Source organism: Rhodococcus sp. G-MC3, assembly GCF_030063335.1.
Lineage (GTDB): Bacteria > Actinomycetota > Actinomycetes > Mycobacteriales > Mycobacteriaceae > Rhodococcoides.
Genome location: NZ_JASISW010000010.1, coordinates 125,065 through 143,330 on the forward strand (window position 1 = coordinate 125,065; position 18,266 = coordinate 143,330).

Sequence of the window (18,266 nt, forward strand, 5' to 3'; positions counted from 1 at the left end):
GCAACGCCGCCCGTGAGTGAAAAGTTACGGCAGGCGGGCCTCAAACACGCACGGCCTCCCTGCTACGAAACCGGCTGTTCAGCCAGGTCGCCGCGGGGGTCTCGACCCACCGGTAGATAATTTCCGAGACCACCGCAGTGACGACAACGAAGGCTACGACGGCTCCGGTTGGACCGGTGTACGGGACGACATTCTCGTAGACCCGGTAAAGAATCAGAGTGTGCACCAGATAGATCGCGTAGCTGCGGGTACCGGTCCACCGGATGAAAGCCCAGTGAGCAACTCGTCCGTCGTAGCGCCCGAGGAGCAGCACCAGTCCAGTAACGACGATGATCGTCCACAGGTACTTGTCACCTGCCCAGTAGGCGTGCGCATCCGTCGCCAGACGAACGACCTCGGCCTGGGCGATGACGGCAACCACCACCCACCTCCACGCGACGATGCGCGCCCAGCCCAAGTAGATGATCTGACCGAGGAACAGGGTCGGGAGTGTCGCGGCGATCTTCGACAGCATCGGTACCGACCACGGCTGCGGAACGTAGAGGTTGTTGACGATCACCACCGCACACCCAGCGGCACCGAGCAGCGGAACGAGGATGGGTCGTTTCCGCAGGATGTCGCGCGCCACCACGCAGTACAGGTAGAACATCAGCTGAACGGTCAGTGTCCACGTGACGCCGAGGACCGCGACCTCGGGTTCGAGGAAAAATCCGCCGAGTACGAAGCTGAACGCGGCCTCGGAGTTACTGATGCCGTTCTGGCCGCTGAACATGCCGTTGATGCCGAGTCTCACGAACAGAATCGCCAGCGCGACGGCTACCCACAGCGCTGGAATCAGCCTGGACAGGCGACTGACAGCGAAGTCACGTCGCGATTGCCGCATCGCCGATCTGGTCACCAAGAGGCCGGTGAGCAGCATGAAGATAGCAACGCCGACGAACGAGAGGTGGTTGTTGAGGCCCGCTTCCTGAACAAGGACGCGATAGACCAAGTCGATCACCCACCAGCCCTCACTTCGATCGTCGATCAAGTAGAACGAAATGTGGGAGTACAGCACAGCCAGTACGGCGATGAAACGCAGTAGATTGGCGCCGGCCAGTTCCACACGAGGTGCGTGAACGACGGCCAGTGCCAACGATGCGTCGACGCTCTCGCTCGACTTGCGCAGAGGTGCCACGCCGAAATTGTAGTTTCCTGTTCATCTCCTGGACGAATCGAGAGACCTACCCGTGATCTCCCTGTGACTTTGTTCCTGCGTCGCGCAGCGTGTTCCACGCCCTTGATTTCATGCGTCGCGGCAGCGTGTTCTAGGTCCTGATTCCATGCGTCGCGGCAGCGTGTTTTTATTCCGAGAAATGCATCTCGGTTACAACAGTTGCACTAGGGGTAGGAATGAATAGGGTTGAACCCGACGAATGATCCGCTGTAGGACGAGCGCGCCCTTGAATTGCCGGGCGCGACGTCGATAGAGAAGGGAAACACGTGTCCGAGTACACACTGCCCGACCTAGATTTCGATTACTCCGCCCTCGAGCCCCACATCTCGGGTGAGATCAACGAACTGCACCACTCGAAGCACCACGCAACCTACGTTGCCGGCGCGAACACCGCCGTCGAGAAACTTGCCGCAGCTCGCGACAATGACGACCACGCTGCCATCTTCCTGCACGAGAAGAACCTCGCTTTCCACCTCGGCGGTCACGTCAACCACTCCATCTGGTGGAAGAACCTTTCCCCCAACGGTGGCGACAAGCCTGAAGGCGAACTGAGCGCAGCGATCGACGACCAGTTCGGTTCGTTCGACAAGTTCCGCGCACAGTTCACCGCAGCGGCCAACGGCCTCCAGGGATCCGGCTGGGCCGTCCTGGGCTACGACTCGCTCGGCAAGAAGCTCCTCACCTTCCAGCTCTACGATCAGCAGGCGAACGTGCCCCTCGGCATCATTCCGCTGCTCCAGGTCGACATGTGGGAGCACGCCTTCTACCTGCAGTACAAGAACGTCAAGGCCGATTACGTCAAGGCGTTCTGGAACGTCGTGAACTGGGCAGACGTCCAGGCTCGCTTCGAGGCTGCAACATCGAAGACTCTGGGTCTGATTTTCCCGTAAGTCTTTCTTTTTCCGGCATGAATGGACCAGCGCAAAGCGTGATGCTTTGCGGTGGTCCATTCATGTTTGTGGGATACGGCCAATAGCTGGCACTCACACCATCTTGTGTGCCAGCACCGTTGTGTTCCATGCTTCTCGTACCCAACGTGGTGTACCCGGGCTTTATCCTGGATCGACCCAAGGGAGCTGCGAGATGAACGATCGAAATCTCATCGGTGTTTCCCCTTTCCATGCCGCCGGACTTCTTCGCGGTTTCGTCATTTCCGGACGCTGGCCGGACACGACCAAGGAATGGGCTCAATTTCTCGCGCTGGCCGTGCAGGTCGCGTCCATGCCGGGCTTGCTCGCCACCTCGACGGTGTTCGGGGCACGCGAAGAGCTTCCCGACGACCCGGAACCGGGAACCGTCGGCCTGGTCCTTGCCGAAGGCACCGTCCTCGGTGACGCAGCCGTCACACCCGGACGTTTCGCCGGCCACCAACCTCCGGCGCTGTTGATGCTCCATCCCCCCTCGGAGACCACACCGACACTCCCCGAATGCCTCGGTGCGGCGTCGGGCTGCGTCCTGCTTCCCGGGTTGCCGCATCTTGGACTGGAACACCGCGCGGCCTGGGTCGAAGCCGAATCCGACGGCACCGTCACGTCCATGGTGAGCAGGATAGGCCTGGATCCGATCAGCGATCCCGACACCGCAGTTTTGGCCATGCTCCTGGCTTCGTAGCCGTATCCCACACAAGAAAATTCGGGGGCCCAAACTTGGTGTGGCGTTGGACATTTCACGTTCGAGTACTTAATGTTGACGCCAGCGAAGGGGAGTAGCCCCCAATCGCTGTGTCGACATACTGGCGATGTGCCCTCACCGGCACGGCCCGGCACAGCGAACCGGATCCGCCAAGGAGTCGGTGGGCGAGACCTTCGGTCACATAATCGACCGAGGAGTCTGCGTACCGATGTTCTCTGCCCTGCTACTCAGTTTCGTGGTCATTTTCGTGGCCGAACTCGGCGACAAATCCCAGCTGATGGCGATGACGTTCGCACTGCGCTACCGGTGGTACATCGTCATCGGCGGCATCACTGTCGCAACCACGATCGTGCATCTCGTGTCCGTTGCCGTCGGCCACTTTCTCGGACTGTCCATCCCGACGGAGTTCATCTCCGCGGTCGCCGGTATAGCGTTCGTCGTCTTCGGACTGTGGACACTGCGAGGCGACTCCCTCTCGGACGACGAGGGAGCCAAGGCGTCGAAAGTTACGCGTTCGGCGTTCATCGCGATCGCCTCCGCGTTTCTCCTCGCCGAACTGGGCGACAAGACGATGCTCGCCACTGTCACTCTCGCTGCCGACCACAACTGGGTCGGTGTCTGGATCGGATCTACGGTCGGCATGGTTGCTGCCGACGCGCTCGCCATCGTCATCGGCGCCGTCCTCGGCAAGCATCTACCCGAGCGCGTCATCCAATACGGTGCGGCCGTGCTGTTCTTCGTTTTCGGTGTATCGCTGTTCTTCGAGGGCGTCATGCCGGGAACTGCAGCTGCGCTGATCAGCGGGGCCGCTGTGGCCGCGATATCCGCAGCCGCGTGGGCAACCGTCGTCGTCGTCCGACGCCGTCGCAAGCCAGCATCACTCGAACAGACGAACGTCATGGAGGGCTGAACGCCTCAGAGTTTCACCATGTAGGTCGAAACCGCTGCACGCCCGGCTGATGGATCCTCGTCTCGCCCACGCGAGAACGTACATGCCGCTGTCACCTCGTCGGCTGCGGCCGAGCTCGACCTCATCGAGTACGGAGCCAATCGGGCGGTTGGTCGACGCGGCCACACCCTGATCGCTTGTGAACGCTCACACCAGCGGACCGTAATGTGTCCGCTCCGACACCTACCGGTCCGGCGAGCTCACCCCTCCGGTTATGGTGCAACTCGAATCACATGCCGCCAACAGCGAAGGGATGCGTCAGTGGAGATTTCGGGAACAGCAGCTTTGGTCACAGGAGGGGCGTCGGGCCTCGGAGCAGCAACGGCCAAGCGCCTCGCCGACGCAGGAGTCACAGTATTCGGTCTCGACTTAGCTCAATCCATCGAACGCGCAGGTGACAGCGTTCCTGCAGGCGTCACGCTGATCGCAGCCGACGTAACCAGCGAAGAAGATGTCGAGGCCGCTCTCGACAAGATCACCGAGGCGGGCGTTCCGCTGCGGCTCGTCGTGAACTGTGCGGGTGTCGGCTGGGCCGGCCGAATTCTGTCGAAGAAGGGTCCGCACGACCTCGAACTTTTCCGCACGGTCATCACCATCAACCTTTTGGGCACGTTCAACGTCATGCGGTTGGCCGCGAACCGGATCCAAAACCTGTCGACGGTCGACGACGCCGGTCAGCGCGGCGTCATCATCAACACCGCATCGGTGGCGGCATTCGAAGGTCAGATCGGTCAGATCGCCTACACGGCGTCCAAGGGTGGCGTCCACGCGATGACCATCACCGCCGCCCGCGATCTTGCTCAGTTCGGCATTCGCGTCAACACGATCGCACCGGGAATCGTCGACACCCCGATGCTCGCCGGCGTCACCGAGGAGTACCGCAAGGGCCTCGAGGCCAGTGTGCCGTTCCCGTCACGGCTCGCGCAGCCGACGGAGTACGCACAGCTGGTCCAGATGATCGCCGAGCACGACTACCTCAACGGCGAGACCATCCGCATGGACGGCGCTATCCGCATGGCTCCGCGCTGATTGTGGCTTTGGCCTGAATTCTGGGTTATTCCGCAGACTCCGCTCCGTCGGCATGAATGGACCATCGCAACGCTTAGACGGTTGCGGTGGTCCATTCATGTTGCGCGCAAACTATTCCCGGCCCGCATGAATGGACCATCGCAACGGCTAGACGGCTACAAGGGTCCATTCATGCCAAAGGAGGTCGGCCAACTCACGCCCGCGACGCGCCAGCCCGCAGCGATTCCATGGTCGGGATCTCGATCTCGGCGCGATCGCTCATCCACTCGCGCAACACTTTCGTCGCCTGGACGTCATCCTCGTTGTAGACCAGAAGACGTTCGCGCTGAGTCGGATCAGGCTCGGCGTCGTAGCCCACGGCGTCGCGGTACCAGCCCATCGACGCTTCACCGCCCGCCTCGTCGTCGCGCCAGTGAAAGCCCGCGACCGGCGCAATCTTCTTCAGGCCCTTGCCGTTCGGACAGATGAATTGATCACTGACAGCCTGGTAGATGTCCACCCACTGATCGCTGTCGATGAATTCGCGAATCTCCGCTTCCGTCGGCACACCGGGGACGTCGCCGAAGCGGCGAGCTGAATCGAGCAACCACTTGTCCTCGGCCTGACGCGAATAGCAATATGCCGCAAAGGTTTTTCCTTGCGCGGCGGCGTCGGCGCGCTTGCTCATCAGCCAACCCCAGAACTCGGCGAACGATCGGCCCTCATCGACCGTCGGTAACGGATCCCAGGTGACGAATCCGCGGTACACCGGTTTCGGTCCGCCCTTCTCCGTCAGCAAGGTGCCCCACAGATATGCGCCATGCTCCTGGTAACTCTCCATGTCGACGTCGACCTCGACGTCGGCGCGTCGCACGGTGACCACGTCGGTGCGGCGCAGCAGAGGAACACCGGCGCGCCACGCCGTCGCCGCGGCAACCGAATCGTCGAAACTTCCGAAAGGCCAGTTCTCGGGCTCGGCGCCGGTCCAGTCAGCCAACTCGTCGATGGTCGATACCCCCTGCGCGCGCAGCGCATCCGCCCGCGATCCGGACGCGACGAGTGACACGTCCCGATTCGCTTCCAGCTGCGGCTCGCAATCCGACCACCATGAACAGGACCTGCATTCGCTGACCTGCGACGGCACTGTGAAGCTCTCGCCCCGAGCGACGGACAGGCGGTCCGCGAAGCGCGCGTCGTACTCGGCAAAGACGGATGTCAGATCATGGACGAGGATGCATTCGGCGCGATAACCGATGGCTCCGCCGACCGCGTTGGGCGAGGCGAGCCCTTCGAAGTCGAGCATGCGGTACAGGTGTGCGAGCCGCAGCGCGTCCCGAAGCTGACTACGCACCTTCCGCGAGGCGTCGACGGTAGGCGCCCATTCGGTGAACGAAGTCGTCAATGCTCCGCGGCCAGGGTCGGTGACCTTGTGATTGACCACGATGATCGGAATGTAGCCGCCGCCCTCGGGATCGAGCATCAGCATTTCACTGCGCCCGCGACGCCCTGTCTCACGTTCGGCCGGAAGAACCGCGTTCCAGATCCAGCGGTCACCGCGCTTGCAAGCGGCCAACGTCCGCTCGGCGGCCGTGCGCGCGTCGGGGGCGTCGATCTCCACCCACCCGTCGACGTCGGAAGCGAACATCGCACGGACAGCCTCACGATGGGTCTGCGCGGCTTCCCTGCGCTGCCGGACACCTGGGTTCTCCGGCTCTCGGCGCAGCAGAGAGGAATATGCAGTGTCGAGGTAGAGCCGATGCCTGCACCGCGTCAGAGAACCGGCGTCGATGAGCACCGACGGCTCTCGTCCCGCGGCGGACTGACTTTTCACAGCACCGAGCCTATGTCCCGCTACCGACACACCCGATGCGACCCACCGGGGCGAACGGATAGGCTGAGAGCGAGCTGGGCGCGAGGGACGCGCCAAACCGCAAGAAGCTGACGTTAGGGGCCTTGTCGATGGGGTTGTTCCGCAAGCGCAAAGGACGCGCCACGCGTAAGGCCGAGGCGAAAGCCCTCAAGCACAAGGCCACGCTGGAGGCCAAGCTCGGTGCGAAGAACGAACGCAAGCAGCTGAAGTCGATTGCAAAGGCCCAGAACAAGCTGAGTTCAATCGAAGCGAAGTCGTACCAAAACGTCGAAAAGGCGCAGGTCGCCACCCTGAAGGCGCAGCAGAAAGCGGCCCTGCAAGGTTCGTTCAATGCAGCGCAGGTGCGCAAGTACATCTCGATCGCGCGCGTCTTGATCCCCGTCCTGACGCCCATCGTCTACCGCGGCACAACCGTTCTGCGCGGCAAACTCGACGAGCGCAAGGCATCGAGGCTCGGTGTGAAGCCTGCCGAACTCGGCGAGTTCACCGGCCACGGCGCCAAGCTCAATGCGCGCATCGCCGGTTCCGAGAAGTCGCTGGCACGCGTGACCGCAGCAAGCTCCGACGCCGAGACCGGCAAATTCGCCGACGCGATCTCGCAGCGACTGAGAGATCTCGGTACTGCGGTGTCGACGTCCGAGCAGATGCCTCCGGCCAGGCGCAAGGCAGCTCATCAGGCGATCTCCGCCGAGCTCGACGGCATCGAGGCCGACTTGCTCGCGCGTCTCGGCGTTCGCTAGCACCGTTCAACACAGCTTGTGACCTCGCCCGCCGCCTCACTCCGCGGCGGAGCTGTCGGCGCGATGACCGTCGCTCTTGCTGTCGCTGCCCACGGGGCGGCAGGCGGCGGCCATCCGCCGGGGTCGGCTTTCGTTTTTCTGCTGATCGTGGGGATCGGGGTCGGCGTCATGACGACGCTGCCCAACCCACGATCGGGTTGGACCCAGTTCTGCGCGGTGGCGGTCGCCCTGGTTCTCGGTCAGTCCGCGGCGCATGTTGCGCTCGCGGTGGGCGACAGCCATCAGATGATGCACGGCCACTCGATGCTGCCGAGCCCCACGATGCTGGGATTCCACGCGGCCGCCTCTGCGGTCGCCGCTGTTCTGATCTGCGTGGCCGAGCGGCTCTACGGGCCGATCACCTCGGTCCTTCGTGCTGTGCTCGATCCCCCACTCCCCCTACCCGACGCGCCCCCTCGCCTGCTCGCATTCAACGAGATCCGCGTCGTTTCGATTCAGTTCAGCACTCCGTCGATCTCGAGACGTGGCCCGCCTGTATCGGTGTGAACACCCAACAGCACTGATGCCACATCACTTTTCGAGAAAGAACCGAACATGAACAGCTTTATTCGTCGTGCCTCCGTCATCGCAGGCACTACTTCCCTGGCGCTCGTCGTCGGCGCAGGTGCCGCGTCGGCACACGTGTCGGTGTCCGCTCCCGGGGCGGAGCAGGGCGGCTACACGGTGCTCACCTTCCGTGTTCCCACGGAATCCGACACCGCCGCAACCTCGTCCGTGAAGGTCGAGCTTCCCGGCCTCAACTCGGCACGCACACAGCCGATTCCGGGGTGGACATCGACGGTCGACAAGAACGCCGACGGCCTCGCCACAGCGGTGACCTGGACTGCAGGGCCGGGAGCCGAGGTTCTGCCCGGCCAGTTCCAGCAGTTCCTGCTCTCTGCGGGACCTCTTCCCGAGGAAGAGTCCGTCAGCTTCCCCGCCGTCCAGACCTACAACGACGGTGACGTCGTGCAATGGAACCAGGAAGCCGCAGCCGACGGCAGTGAGCCCGAGCATCCCGCACCGTCGCTGAGCCTCACCGCAGCCAGTGCCGAGTCCGACGACCACGGCGCAGCGACCGCGACAGCCGAGGAGAGCACCACGAAGGAGTCGGACAACACGGCCCGCTGGCTTGCAGGCGTCGCTCTGGTTCTGGGAGCACTCGGCGCTGCTCTCGGCATCGGAGCTGTTGTTCGGGGTCGCCGGTCATGAAGAAACTTGTTCTGGTCGTCCTGACGCTTTCGGCACTGCTCATCGGAGCTCCGACGGCGTCGGCTCACTCGATCGTCACCGGATCCACCCCGGCGAACGGCGCCGAACTCGCCACCGGTCCTGCGCAGGCGTCGATTTCGTTCAACGAGGTGCCGCAGTCCAAGTTCGCCACCCTGAACGTCGTCGGCCCCGACGGCAACCTGTGGTCGAAAGGCGATCCACGGATCGAGGGACAGAGCGTTGTCGTCGACGTCGGAGAACTCGGGCCGATCGGCGAGTACACCGTTGCATATCGGGTGACGTCCGCCGATGGACATCCCATCAGTGGAACGCTGAAGTTCGAACTGATTCAGGAAGGCTCCGGCACTGCCGGCGCTCCGGCAGATGTCAATGCTGCAACCGACTCCGATCCCGATGGTGGGGGCGGTATCCCACTGTGGCCCTTCCTCGTGGGCGGAGTGCTCGTGTTCGGCGGCGCACTCGCCTTCGCGTTACGTAAACCGAAGGGCGCGTAGCGAACCGTGTTTCGCCGGTGGTGGCCTCTAGCGGCGGCAGCGATGGGAGTCGTCGGGGTCGGTGTGGCGTGGTTGCTCGCCCGCCCCGGCGGGCCCGATCCGTCGTCGGCGCTTCGTGTTCTGGCCGATTGGCTCGGCGCGACCACGCTGGGTCTCGGCCTGCTTCGCACAGATCTCTTTCCGGTGCGGAGCAGGCCGCCGGTGTGGCGCGAGATCGCAATCACTGCAGCCGCATGGACGTTGGTCGAGGGTGCGCTACTGGCCACCGCAGCGGCGGAATCGTTCGGCGGTGGCATCGGCAGCCTGTCGATATCGTCGTTCGGCACATTCCTCACCGGCATCAACGTCGGGCAACTCGGTCTCGTGACGGTGGCCTGTACGGCAGCAGCATGCGTCTATGCCACCGCCGCCTATCGACAGGGCCGCGACTCCTCCACGGTACCGGTGGTCGTCCTCGCCGTGATTGCGCTCGTGGCGCGGCCGATCACCGGTCACATGTCGCAGCAGCCGTTCGGCGCAATATTTGTCGCCGTCCACATCGTCGCGGCATCGGTGTGGCTCGGCGTCCTCACCGCCATGGCCGTCACCCTGCGTTCGAGGGGAGCCTGGACTGCACACCTGCCGATCTTCTCGCGGTGCGCGTGGTGGTCGGTATGGATCCTCGCGGTCAGTGGGACCGTCAACGCCGCAGTGAAGATCGGTAGCGTCGGAGGGCTCGTCGATACCGGATACGGACGCATCGTGCTCGCCAAAACACTTCTCCTCGTCGTGCTCGTCCTACTTGCCCGACGCCTCCGCGCCACCTGGCTCGTGTCGGTGGCCGCACACCGCACGAAAGCCGACGAGTCCACCGTCCGTGCCGCGATGCACGTGTGCATCCTCACGGGGGCATTCGGACTCGCTGCGGCCCTGGCCACGACCGCCTGACAGCGGAGTTCGTTCACTCGCCACTCGGCGTTGTCCGAAAGATCCGGAAAGTGTTGCTTCCGGACGTGACAATCAGCGCTTCGTTCGTCCCTGTCAGGAGAAGCATTGAAAACGTTCTACCGCCCTGTCCTGGGCGCGGTTGCATCCCTCACTTTGATCGCCGCCCTCGCAGCCTGTTCCGAGCCTGCCGATCCGGCCGGAGCCTCGGCCGCTTCCGGTAGCGGAACCCTGACTGTCTACACCTCCGAACCGCAGGCGAAGATCGATGCACTCAACGCCGAGTTCACCGCCGCCAATCCCGATATCGACGTGCAGGTCTATCGCGCGGGCACCGGAGACCTCAATGCCAGGATTGCAGCCGAGCGTGAGACCGGCAAGATCGGCGCCGATATCCTTCTCGCTGCCGATGCACCGACGTTCGAGGGATACAAGGACGACAATCTGCTGCTGCAATACACCCCTGCCGACGTCGCCGCGCTGAATCAGGACATCGTCGATCCGGACGGTTACTACGTTGGCACCAGGATCATCCCAACGGTCATCGCGTACAACACCAACACGGTGACGGGTCCGCCGACGTCGTGGAAGGACTTGGCTAATCCGAAGTACAAGGGGCAGATCACACTTCCCAATCCCGACGTCTCCGGCGCTGCCGCGTACAACACTGCGGTGTGGCTGGGCGAGGAATCGCTCGGGGAGCCCTGGCTGGAAGGCCTCGCCGCCAACGATCCGATCGTCGCCGAGAGCAACGGCCCCGTAGGGCAGGCCGTCGCGGCAGGCACCGCGCCGATCGGAATCGTCGTCGACTACCTGGTCCGCGAACTGGCAGCCAAGGGTTCACCGATCGCCTTGGAATACCCGACCGACGGCGTCCCGTACATCTCGCAGCCCGCAGGTATCTTCCAGGACTCCGCCAACCAGGAGGCCGCGAAGAAGTACGTCGACTTCCTCGTCAGCAAGCGCGGCCAGGAAATTGCCGTCGACCAGCAGTACCTTCCGGTCCGTGACGACGTCGGAACTCCCGACGGCGCACCGTCCCTCGGGGATCTGACACTGCTGAATCCGGATCTCGCCAAGATCACCGCCTCTCAGCCCGACGCCGTCAAGAGGTTCAACGAGCTTGTCGGTTAGTACTCGCCTGGGCGGCCTGTCTCTGGTGCGGGTCGCCCTGTGGCTCGCCGTCACCGCAGTGATTCTGGTGCCGATCGGAGCCGTTGTTTCGATAGGGCTGGGCGGCAACCACATTCGCGAACTGCTGGACTCCGGAATCCTCGACGCCGCCGCCAACAGTCTCGTATCGGCCGGAGTATCCGCTTTTTTGGCGGTCACCATCGCAGTGGCAATGGCACTGCTGCTCGATCGCACCGATTTGCCCGGACGCAGCATCCTTCGATTGATTCTGTTGAGTCCGTTGTTGATTCCACCGTTCGTCGGTGCAATTGCATGGACAGGACTGCTCGGGCCAAGCGGCATGATCAACACGTACTGGTCATCCCACTTCGGTGGACCGCTGTGGAACATCTACGGCGGCGATGGGGTCGTCTTCCTGTTGACGATTCACTCGTATCCATTGGCCTACCTGATTGTTGCCGCGGCGCTACGTCGCATCCCCGGCGATCTGGAGCAGGCCGCAAGGATGTCGGGCGCGTCGCCGTGGCGCGCCGCCGTGGCGCGCCGCCAAGGATGTGACGCTTCCGCTGCTGCGGACCGCGGCGGTGGCGTCGTTCACGCTCGTTGCCGTGTCCAATCTGGCCGATTTCGGAATTCCCGCGCTCGTGGGCTTGCCGGATCGGTACATCACTCTCTCGACGATGGTGTACCGATTCATTCAATCCGGCACGGTGGCACAGCCTCTCGAAGTGGTCTCCAGCATCGGCATCCTGCTGTTGTTTCTTGCGATCGCCGCCGTCGCCGTCGACCGCATTCTCGGCCGAAGGACCACCCACATCGACGGCCCGACGACGGCCCCGCAACTTCTTCCGTTGGGACGCAGCCGCACCGTGGTGGCTGTGGTCATCTGGATCGCGGCACTGTCGGCTACCTTGCTCCCCATCCTCGCGCTTGCATCACAAGCTTTGCTTCCCGCGCCCGGAGTGCCGTTGACCTGGGCCAACCTCACCCTGGACAGCATCCGCGCTGCGGTCACTGCACCGGGAACGCTGGTGGGGATTCAAAATTCGGTCTTCCTTGCAGTGGGGGCCGCCGTCATCTGCGGGGTGCTCGGACTGGCACTCGGAGTCCTCACCACCCGCACGCGTTCACGCGACAACATCGGCCTCGACGTCACGGCCATGTTGCCGCAGGCCATTCCGGGCCTGGTCATTGCGGTGGGCTGGCTGATCATCGGCCGTTACACGGGCCTGTTCGACACTCGCTGGGTCATCCTGTGCGCGTACGTAATGGCGTTTCTAGCGATCGTCGTCCAGGCCGTGCGAGCACCACTGCGGGCAACGCCGACGGCCCTGGAAGAGGTCGCGAGGTCATCCGGAGCATCACCGATGCGTGCCCTCTACGACGTGTCGTGGAAGTTGGCGATTCCCGCCGCCGTGACCGGCGCAGTTCTCGTTGCGTTGACCGCCGTCCGGGAACTCACGATGTCGGTTCTGCTCGTGGCACCGGGGACCCAAACCCTGGGTGTCTCGATCTTCAATCTCCAGCAGGCCGGTGACTACAACGCCGCCGCCGCGCTGTCACTGCTCGTCGCACTCGTCGGGCTGGCCGGCCTCGGCCTGGTTGCGGGCGCCACCGATCGAAAGAAGCGTGCCTGATGTCCGCTATCGGCCTCGATGCCGTAGACCTCGTATACCCCGATGGGACGGTCGGCCTCAGTGGCATCGACCTGTCGGTCGCCGACGGCGAATTCCTCGCTCTCGTGGGTCCGTCCGGATCGGGCAAGACCACGTTGCTTCGTACTGTTGCCGGATTTTTGGGGCCTTCGTCGGGCACGGTCACCATCGGCGGCGATACCGTCGCGGGAGAAAGGCGTACGGTTCCACCCGAGCATCGAGGCCTTGGCATGGTGTTCCAGCAGCACGCGTTGTGGCCGCATCGCACCGTCGGACGCAACATCTCCTACCCGCTCGAGCTTGCCAGGATGCCGCGCACGAAACGCGCACAGCGCGTTGCCGAGGTGCTCGACCTGGTCGGACTTCCCGGGCTGGAGAAGCGTGACCCGGCAACTCTGTCGGGCGGCCAACGCCAACGAGTCGCTCTGGCACGGGCACTCGTCCGATCACCGCGCGCCCTGCTGCTCGACGAAGCGCTCTCGTCGCTGGACGAACCGCTTCGCGACCGGTTGCGCCTCGAGCTCCGATCGCTGACGCGGGCAGCGGGACTCACCGTTGTGCATGTCACCCACGATCGGTCGGAGGCACTTGCGCTCGCCGATCGGGTGGCGATACTCGACGGCGGTCGTATCGTGCAGATCGGGACGCCGGAGGATGTCGTACATCGGCCGGTGTCTTCGTTCGTCGCACAGTTCCTGTCCGACGCCAACGTGATCGGCGGCGTCATCGACGACGGGCGTTTCCATGCTTCGAACCATCCGCTGGAGTTGGACGCGGACGTGATCGATGCAGCCGTGGACGGCATGGGGTCTTTGTCGATACTGCCTGGCGACATCTCACTCGGGGCCGGTTCTCCGCACGACTGCGCGGCAGGTCTTGTGACGTCCTCGCTCTTCGGGCGTGACGCGAGCGATGTGGTGGTCGAATCTCACGGAGTGTCGTTCCGCTGCTCGGTGCGTGGGCCGAGGCCCACCGTCGGCGAGAGGGTCACGATGACGATCGCCCGCGGCATCTTCGACCCAGTCGCTCGGTAAACCTGCGTGGGCGTTCGTCGCGCCACCGTGCCTACTTCCCCGACGACATCGAACGGTGTGACGCACGAGATAGGTAAAATAGTTGTTTACCTCAGCTATGTATCTATATCGTTGCAGACAGCAAGTAAATATCTCACCCGTTGGAGCACCCATGGCAGTACACACCACCACAGCAGAATCGCTGGTCGAAGAGGTCTTTCTCTTCGGTCGTGCGCTGCGGCGGGCCGTGATCACCACCGACGATGAGGATTCACCTTTGCCGCAGGCACTGACCGGAGTTCTGGCCATCCTCGCGACCGAAGGTGAATGCAGACAGACCGACCTCGCCAATAGGCTCTGCGTCAGCCAGTCCGCCCTCAGTCGGCAGATCGCAGACCTCGTCGACCTCGGATACATCGATCGAACCCCGGATCCAGACGACAAACGCGCCTCGCGCGTCTGCGTCTCAGCCACAGGCCAACACAAGTTGGCCATCATCTGGGACTACCGCGCACAACGATTGCGCGAAATGTTGAGCGACTGGAGCGAAACGGAAGCCCGCACCGCTCTCGACTCCATTCGAAAACTCAACAACACCTTCAATGAAGACGCGCAAGACCTGGCGCACTTGAAACTGATTGCGAGATAAGACAATGACAACCACAGAAACACCGCCCAATCTGTCACAGGCGGATCCGGACGCAATGTCACACCGGCAGATTCTCGAAGCCCTCACCGGCCTCCTCGCTGCCCTCTTCACCGCTCTGCTGAGCACCACGATCGTCTCCACGGCGCTGCCGACGATCATCGGTGACCTAAAGGGTTCGCAGACCGCGTACGCCTGGGTCATCACCACCGCGCTCCTCGCGAACGCTGCATCGACCCCCATCTGGGGCAAGCTCGCCGACCTGTTCAACAAGAAGGTGCTGGTCCAGAGCGCGATCGTCATCTTCGTCGCGGGCTCGTTCCTCGCAGGCTTCGCACACAACGTTCCGGTACTGCTGGCAGCGCGCGTCGTTCAAGGTATCGGCATGGGTGGCCTGACGGCACTCGTCATCGCCATCATCGGCACCATCGTCTCCCCGCGTGATCGCGGTCGCTACTCCGGCTACACCGGCGCTGTCATGGCCGTGTCGATGTCCGGTGGACCTATCCTCGGCGGCGTCATCGTCGACAGCCCCCTCGGCTGGCGCTGGTGCTTCTTCGTCTGCGTTCCGCTGGCCGTCGTCGCACTCGGACTGCTGCAGAAGACGCTCCACATCCAGACCGTCCGGAAAGACAACGTCTCCATCGACTGGCTCGGCGCGCTTCTCCTCACCGCAGGCGTATCCGTTCTGCTGGTCTGGGTTTCCTTCGCAGGCAAGGCCGACTACTACGCCTGGCTCTCACGTGAGACGGCAATGCTCGTCGGCGGAGGCGTTCTGCTCCTCATCCTGACGGTCATCGTCGAGGCGAAGCACAAGTCGCCGATCATCCCACTGAAGATCGTCACCGAGCGCACTACCGGCCTGGCCATCATCGCCTCCATCGCAGTCGGCGTCGGCCTCTTCGGAGCCACCACGTTCCTCGGCCAGTACTTCCAGACCGCCCGCGGCTTCTCGCCTACCGAGGCCGGGTTGCTTTCTATCCCACTGGTGTTCGGAATGCTCGTCGCCTCCGTCGGATCCGGACAGCTGATCACCAAGTTCGGACAGTGGAAGCCCTTCATCGTCAGCGGAGCGGTTCTGCTCGTCGTCGGATTCCTTCTCCTCGGAACCATCGACCACGCCACCAGCCTCTGGACCGTCGGCATCTTCATCACCATCGTCGGTCTCGGAACCGGCATGCTGATGCAGAACCTCGTTCTCGCAGTGCAGAACACGGTGAGCGTGCACAACATCGGTGCCGCATCGTCGACCGTCGCCTTCTTCCGTACCTTCGGTGGAGCAATCGGCGTTTCGGTTCTCGGTTCGCTGCTCGCAACTCGGGTCGCCGAGAAGTCGGCTTCGGGTCTCGCCCAGCTCGGTGTCGACAGTTCTTCCAGCGGAGGCGGGTCACTCGACCTCGCTTCGTTGCCTGCACCGATTGCCGCTGTCATCCGCACCGCCTACGGTGACGCAACGGGACGCATCTTCATGATCGCCGGCTTCGTCGCCATCGTCACGCTCATCGCAGTCGTCTTCATCCCGAACCGCCCGCTGCGCAGGACGATCGACGTTGCACAGGCACCGGTCGAGGGTGAAGAGCTCGCCGAGATTCCATCGTTCGGCCACACTCAGGAGTACCTTGCTCCCGTACTCGACAACCACGACAAGGTCGACAACCACAACGTCGACAGCGACCATGCTCTCGGACGCCACGAGGCACCCGCAGGGTCTGCACCGTTCGCGGGGCTCAGCACCGATGCACGTGATCGACTGCTGAACCTGCTTCTCCCGGAGCCCGAGGACACCCTCGCGGCGCTGGACGAAGCCGAGGCGATCCGCGTCGAGGTCATCGCATTGCAGCAAGAACTCGACACGAAGATGCTCGACTTCGACGCGGTGTGCGAGCGTCTCCGTCGTCTGGGGCTCAGTGAGGAGCAGATCGCACGGGTACTCGGAGACAGTCACGTCCCTGAGAACAACACGAGCCCTGAGAACAACAGCCCTGAGAACCGCACTTCTCCCAACCAGTACGTGAACTCGGGTATGAACGGCCACAGCGTCAACTAGGTTCACAACGAAGAAGGCCCGCACACCATGTGTGCGGGCCTTTTCCGTGTGCTGGAACGCTTACCCGGGCGAGACCGAATGCCTCCATTCGGTCTCCATCGACTACCGCCCCGGAATGTACTTCAGTGCCTTCACGAACGGAGGCATGATCTTCGCCCACAACTTCGGCGGAAGTCCCCGCGGGCCACCGAGGTTGAGTAGACGTGTGGTCGCGATGGTCTGCGACTCGGTGTACTTGAGCAATCCGTCGGGTCCGTGGCGACGGCCCATGCCGGAGACTCCCATGCCGCCCATCGGCGCAGCAGTGGTTCCCCACGCAGGCGCGTAGCCTTCATCGACGTTGACGGTTCCCGAGTGCAAACGAGCCGCGATAGCCTCGCCCTGCGCCTTCGTCTTGGCCCACACGCTTGCGTTCAGTCCGTATTCGGTGTCATTGGCCTTGGCGATCGCTTCCTCGACGTCCGCTACCGGGTAGATGGAGACGAGTGGGCCGAACGTCTCGTGTGCGGCGCACTCCATGTCCTCGGACACGTTGGTCAGCACGGTCGGCTCATAGAACAGCGGCCCGATGTCCGGACGTGCGTTGCCTCCGGCAATCACCTTGGCGCCCTTGACTTTGGCATCGTCGACGTGCGCCGAGACAGTTTTGATCTGGTCCTCGGAGATGAGGCTGCCCATCTCGATGCCGAATTCGTAGTCGGGTCCGAGCGTCATTTCTCGGACACGCTGACCGAACTTCGCCGTGAACTCCTCGGCGATGGACTGCTCCACGTAGATGCGCTCGATCGAGATACACAGCTGTCCGGAATTGGAGAAACACGCACGCACGGCGGCGTCGGACACTTCCCGTAGGTTCGCACCGTCGGCGACGATCATCGCGTTCTTGCCACCGAGCTCGGCGGAGAATCCGATGAGTCGACGACCGGCCTGCTCGGCGAGGAGCTGGCCGGTCGCGGTGGAACCGGTGAACATGACGTATTCGGTGTTCTCGACGATGGCAGTACCCACGACCGAGCCGGGGCCGGGCACGACGGCGAAGAGGTCGCGCGGAAGACCCGCCTTGTACAGAAGTTCAACGCAGGCGAGGGCGCAGTAGGGCGTCTGCGAATCCGGCTTCAGGACGACGCCGTTGCCGGCAAGGAGGGCAGCGATGGCATCGGACACTGCCAGCGTCATCGGGTAGTTCCACGGCGAGATGATCCCGACGATGCCCTTCGGCTGGTAACGCACGGTGGTCTTCGTCAGCACGGGCAGCATGCCGGTGACGCGCTTCGGGGAGAGCAGCTTGGCCGCGGTACGCGCGTAGTGCCGCGACGTCATCGCGATATCGAGCACTTCTTCCTGGGCTGCGGCGCGGGACTTACCGGTCTCGGCCTGAGCCATGTCCATCAGTTCTTCGCGATGGGCGAGCACCAGGTCACGGTAGCGATGAAAGATTTCGGCGCGCTCGGAGACAGGCCTCTTGGCCCATGCTTTCTGCGCGACGCGGGCACGCGCGATGGCACCGTTGACGTCCTCGGCGGTGCCGACGGGGATGGTGGCCAGCTCCTTCCCGGTGAACACCTCCGTGATGGATTTCGTCGGCCGGGCGTCGAAGTCCGGAATGGCGATCAAGTCGGCGAGCCGCGAGAAGGTCGCAGCGCTCGGAGCTGGCATTTAGTATCCC

The 18,266-nt window shown here is 63.4% G+C and carries 16 protein-coding genes and 1 pseudogene; 14 read left to right on the plus strand and 3 right to left on the minus strand.

Annotation, left to right across the window (positions count from 1 at the left end):
- Positions 1-40: 40 nt before the first annotated feature.
- Positions 41-1,105 carry an acyltransferase family protein gene (locus tag QMK17_RS13540; protein WP_283509855.1) on the minus strand — a complete coding sequence of 355 codons (1,065 nt, stop codon included), beginning with the start codon at positions 1,103-1,105 and terminating at the stop codon, positions 41-43.
- A 377-nt stretch (positions 1,106-1,482) separates the two neighbouring features.
- Between QMK17_RS13540 and QMK17_RS13545 the strand changes: the two genes are divergently transcribed.
- The 4 genes from QMK17_RS13545 to QMK17_RS13560 all read left to right on the plus strand — a co-directional run bounded on the left by QMK17_RS13545 (position 1,483) and on the right by QMK17_RS13560 (position 4,826).
- Positions 1,483-2,106: a superoxide dismutase gene (locus QMK17_RS13545; RefSeq protein WP_283509780.1), complete on the plus strand. Its 624-nt coding sequence runs from the start codon at positions 1,483-1,485 to the stop codon at positions 2,104-2,106.
- 193 nt (positions 2,107-2,299) lie between these two features.
- Positions 2,300-2,827 (plus strand): peptidase, encoded by a 528-nt coding sequence (locus tag QMK17_RS13550; RefSeq protein WP_283509781.1) that lies wholly within the window; start codon positions 2,300-2,302, stop codon positions 2,825-2,827.
- Between the two features lie 229 nt (positions 2,828-3,056).
- Entirely contained in the window at positions 3,057-3,758 is a 702-nt protein-coding gene (locus tag QMK17_RS13555) for a TMEM165/GDT1 family protein (RefSeq protein ID WP_283509782.1), read from the plus strand.
- Between the two features lie 300 nt (positions 3,759-4,058).
- On the plus strand, positions 4,059-4,826 hold the full coding sequence (locus tag QMK17_RS13560) for an SDR family NAD(P)-dependent oxidoreductase (RefSeq protein WP_283509783.1): 768 nt from the start codon (positions 4,059-4,061) through the stop codon (positions 4,824-4,826).
- 193 nt (positions 4,827-5,019) lie between these two features.
- Here QMK17_RS13560 and QMK17_RS13565 read toward each other — a convergent pair whose 3' ends face one another.
- Positions 5,020-6,636 carry a TM0106 family RecB-like putative nuclease gene (locus QMK17_RS13565; RefSeq protein ID WP_283509784.1) on the minus strand — a complete coding sequence of 539 codons (1,617 nt, stop codon included), beginning with the start codon at positions 6,634-6,636 and terminating at the stop codon, positions 5,020-5,022.
- Positions 6,637-6,764: 128 nt separating this feature from the next.
- Between QMK17_RS13565 and QMK17_RS13570 the strand changes: the two genes are divergently transcribed.
- From QMK17_RS13570 to QMK17_RS13620, 10 genes and pseudogenes are all read left to right on the plus strand, one after another.
- Positions 6,765-7,415 carry a DUF6474 family protein gene (locus tag QMK17_RS13570; RefSeq protein ID WP_283509785.1) on the plus strand — a complete coding sequence of 217 codons (651 nt, stop codon included), beginning with the start codon at positions 6,765-6,767 and terminating at the stop codon, positions 7,413-7,415.
- A gap of 18 nt (positions 7,416-7,433) precedes the next feature.
- Positions 7,434-7,961, plus strand: a complete 528-nt coding sequence (locus tag QMK17_RS13575; protein ID WP_283509786.1) for a hypothetical protein — start codon at positions 7,434-7,436, stop codon at positions 7,959-7,961.
- A 48-nt stretch (positions 7,962-8,009) separates the two neighbouring features.
- Entirely contained in the window at positions 8,010-8,666 is a 657-nt protein-coding gene (locus tag QMK17_RS13580) for a YcnI family copper-binding membrane protein (protein WP_283509787.1), read from the plus strand.
- Complete coding sequence (locus QMK17_RS13585) at positions 8,663-9,181, plus strand: copper resistance CopC family protein (protein ID WP_283509788.1); 519 nt, start codon at positions 8,663-8,665, stop codon at positions 9,179-9,181. Before QMK17_RS13580 ends, QMK17_RS13585 begins: the two co-directional genes overlap by 4 nt.
- A 42-nt stretch (positions 9,182-9,223) precedes the next feature.
- Positions 9,224-10,108 (plus strand): CopD family protein, encoded by an 885-nt coding sequence (locus QMK17_RS13590; protein ID WP_283509789.1) that lies wholly within the window; start codon positions 9,224-9,226, stop codon positions 10,106-10,108.
- A 105-nt stretch (positions 10,109-10,213) separates the two neighbouring features.
- Positions 10,214-11,239: an ABC transporter substrate-binding protein gene (locus tag QMK17_RS13595; protein ID WP_283509790.1), complete on the plus strand. Its 1,026-nt coding sequence runs from the start codon at positions 10,214-10,216 to the stop codon at positions 11,237-11,239.
- 25 nt (positions 11,240-11,264) lie between these two features.
- Positions 11,265-12,876: pseudogene (locus QMK17_RS13605) on the plus strand (ABC transporter permease).
- Positions 12,876-13,928: an ABC transporter ATP-binding protein gene (locus tag QMK17_RS13610; protein ID WP_283509792.1), complete on the plus strand. Its 1,053-nt coding sequence runs from the start codon at positions 12,876-12,878 to the stop codon at positions 13,926-13,928. The pseudogene QMK17_RS13605 and the gene QMK17_RS13610 overlap by 1 nt, the downstream one beginning before the upstream one ends.
- 151 nt (positions 13,929-14,079) lie before the next feature.
- Positions 14,080-14,556: a MarR family winged helix-turn-helix transcriptional regulator gene (locus QMK17_RS13615; RefSeq protein WP_283509793.1), complete on the plus strand. Its 477-nt coding sequence runs from the start codon at positions 14,080-14,082 to the stop codon at positions 14,554-14,556.
- 4 nt (positions 14,557-14,560) lie between these two features.
- The gene (locus QMK17_RS13620; RefSeq protein WP_283509794.1) at positions 14,561-16,600 is read left to right on the plus strand and encodes an MDR family MFS transporter; all 2,040 of its coding nucleotides are present in this window, start codon (positions 14,561-14,563) and stop codon (positions 16,598-16,600) included.
- Between the two features lie 102 nt (positions 16,601-16,702).
- Here the strand turns inward: QMK17_RS13620 and QMK17_RS13625 are convergent, their stop codons facing one another.
- Positions 16,703-18,256, minus strand: a complete 1,554-nt coding sequence (locus QMK17_RS13625; protein ID WP_283509795.1) for a succinic semialdehyde dehydrogenase — start codon at positions 18,254-18,256, stop codon at positions 16,703-16,705.
- Positions 18,257-18,266: the final 10 nt, after the last annotated feature.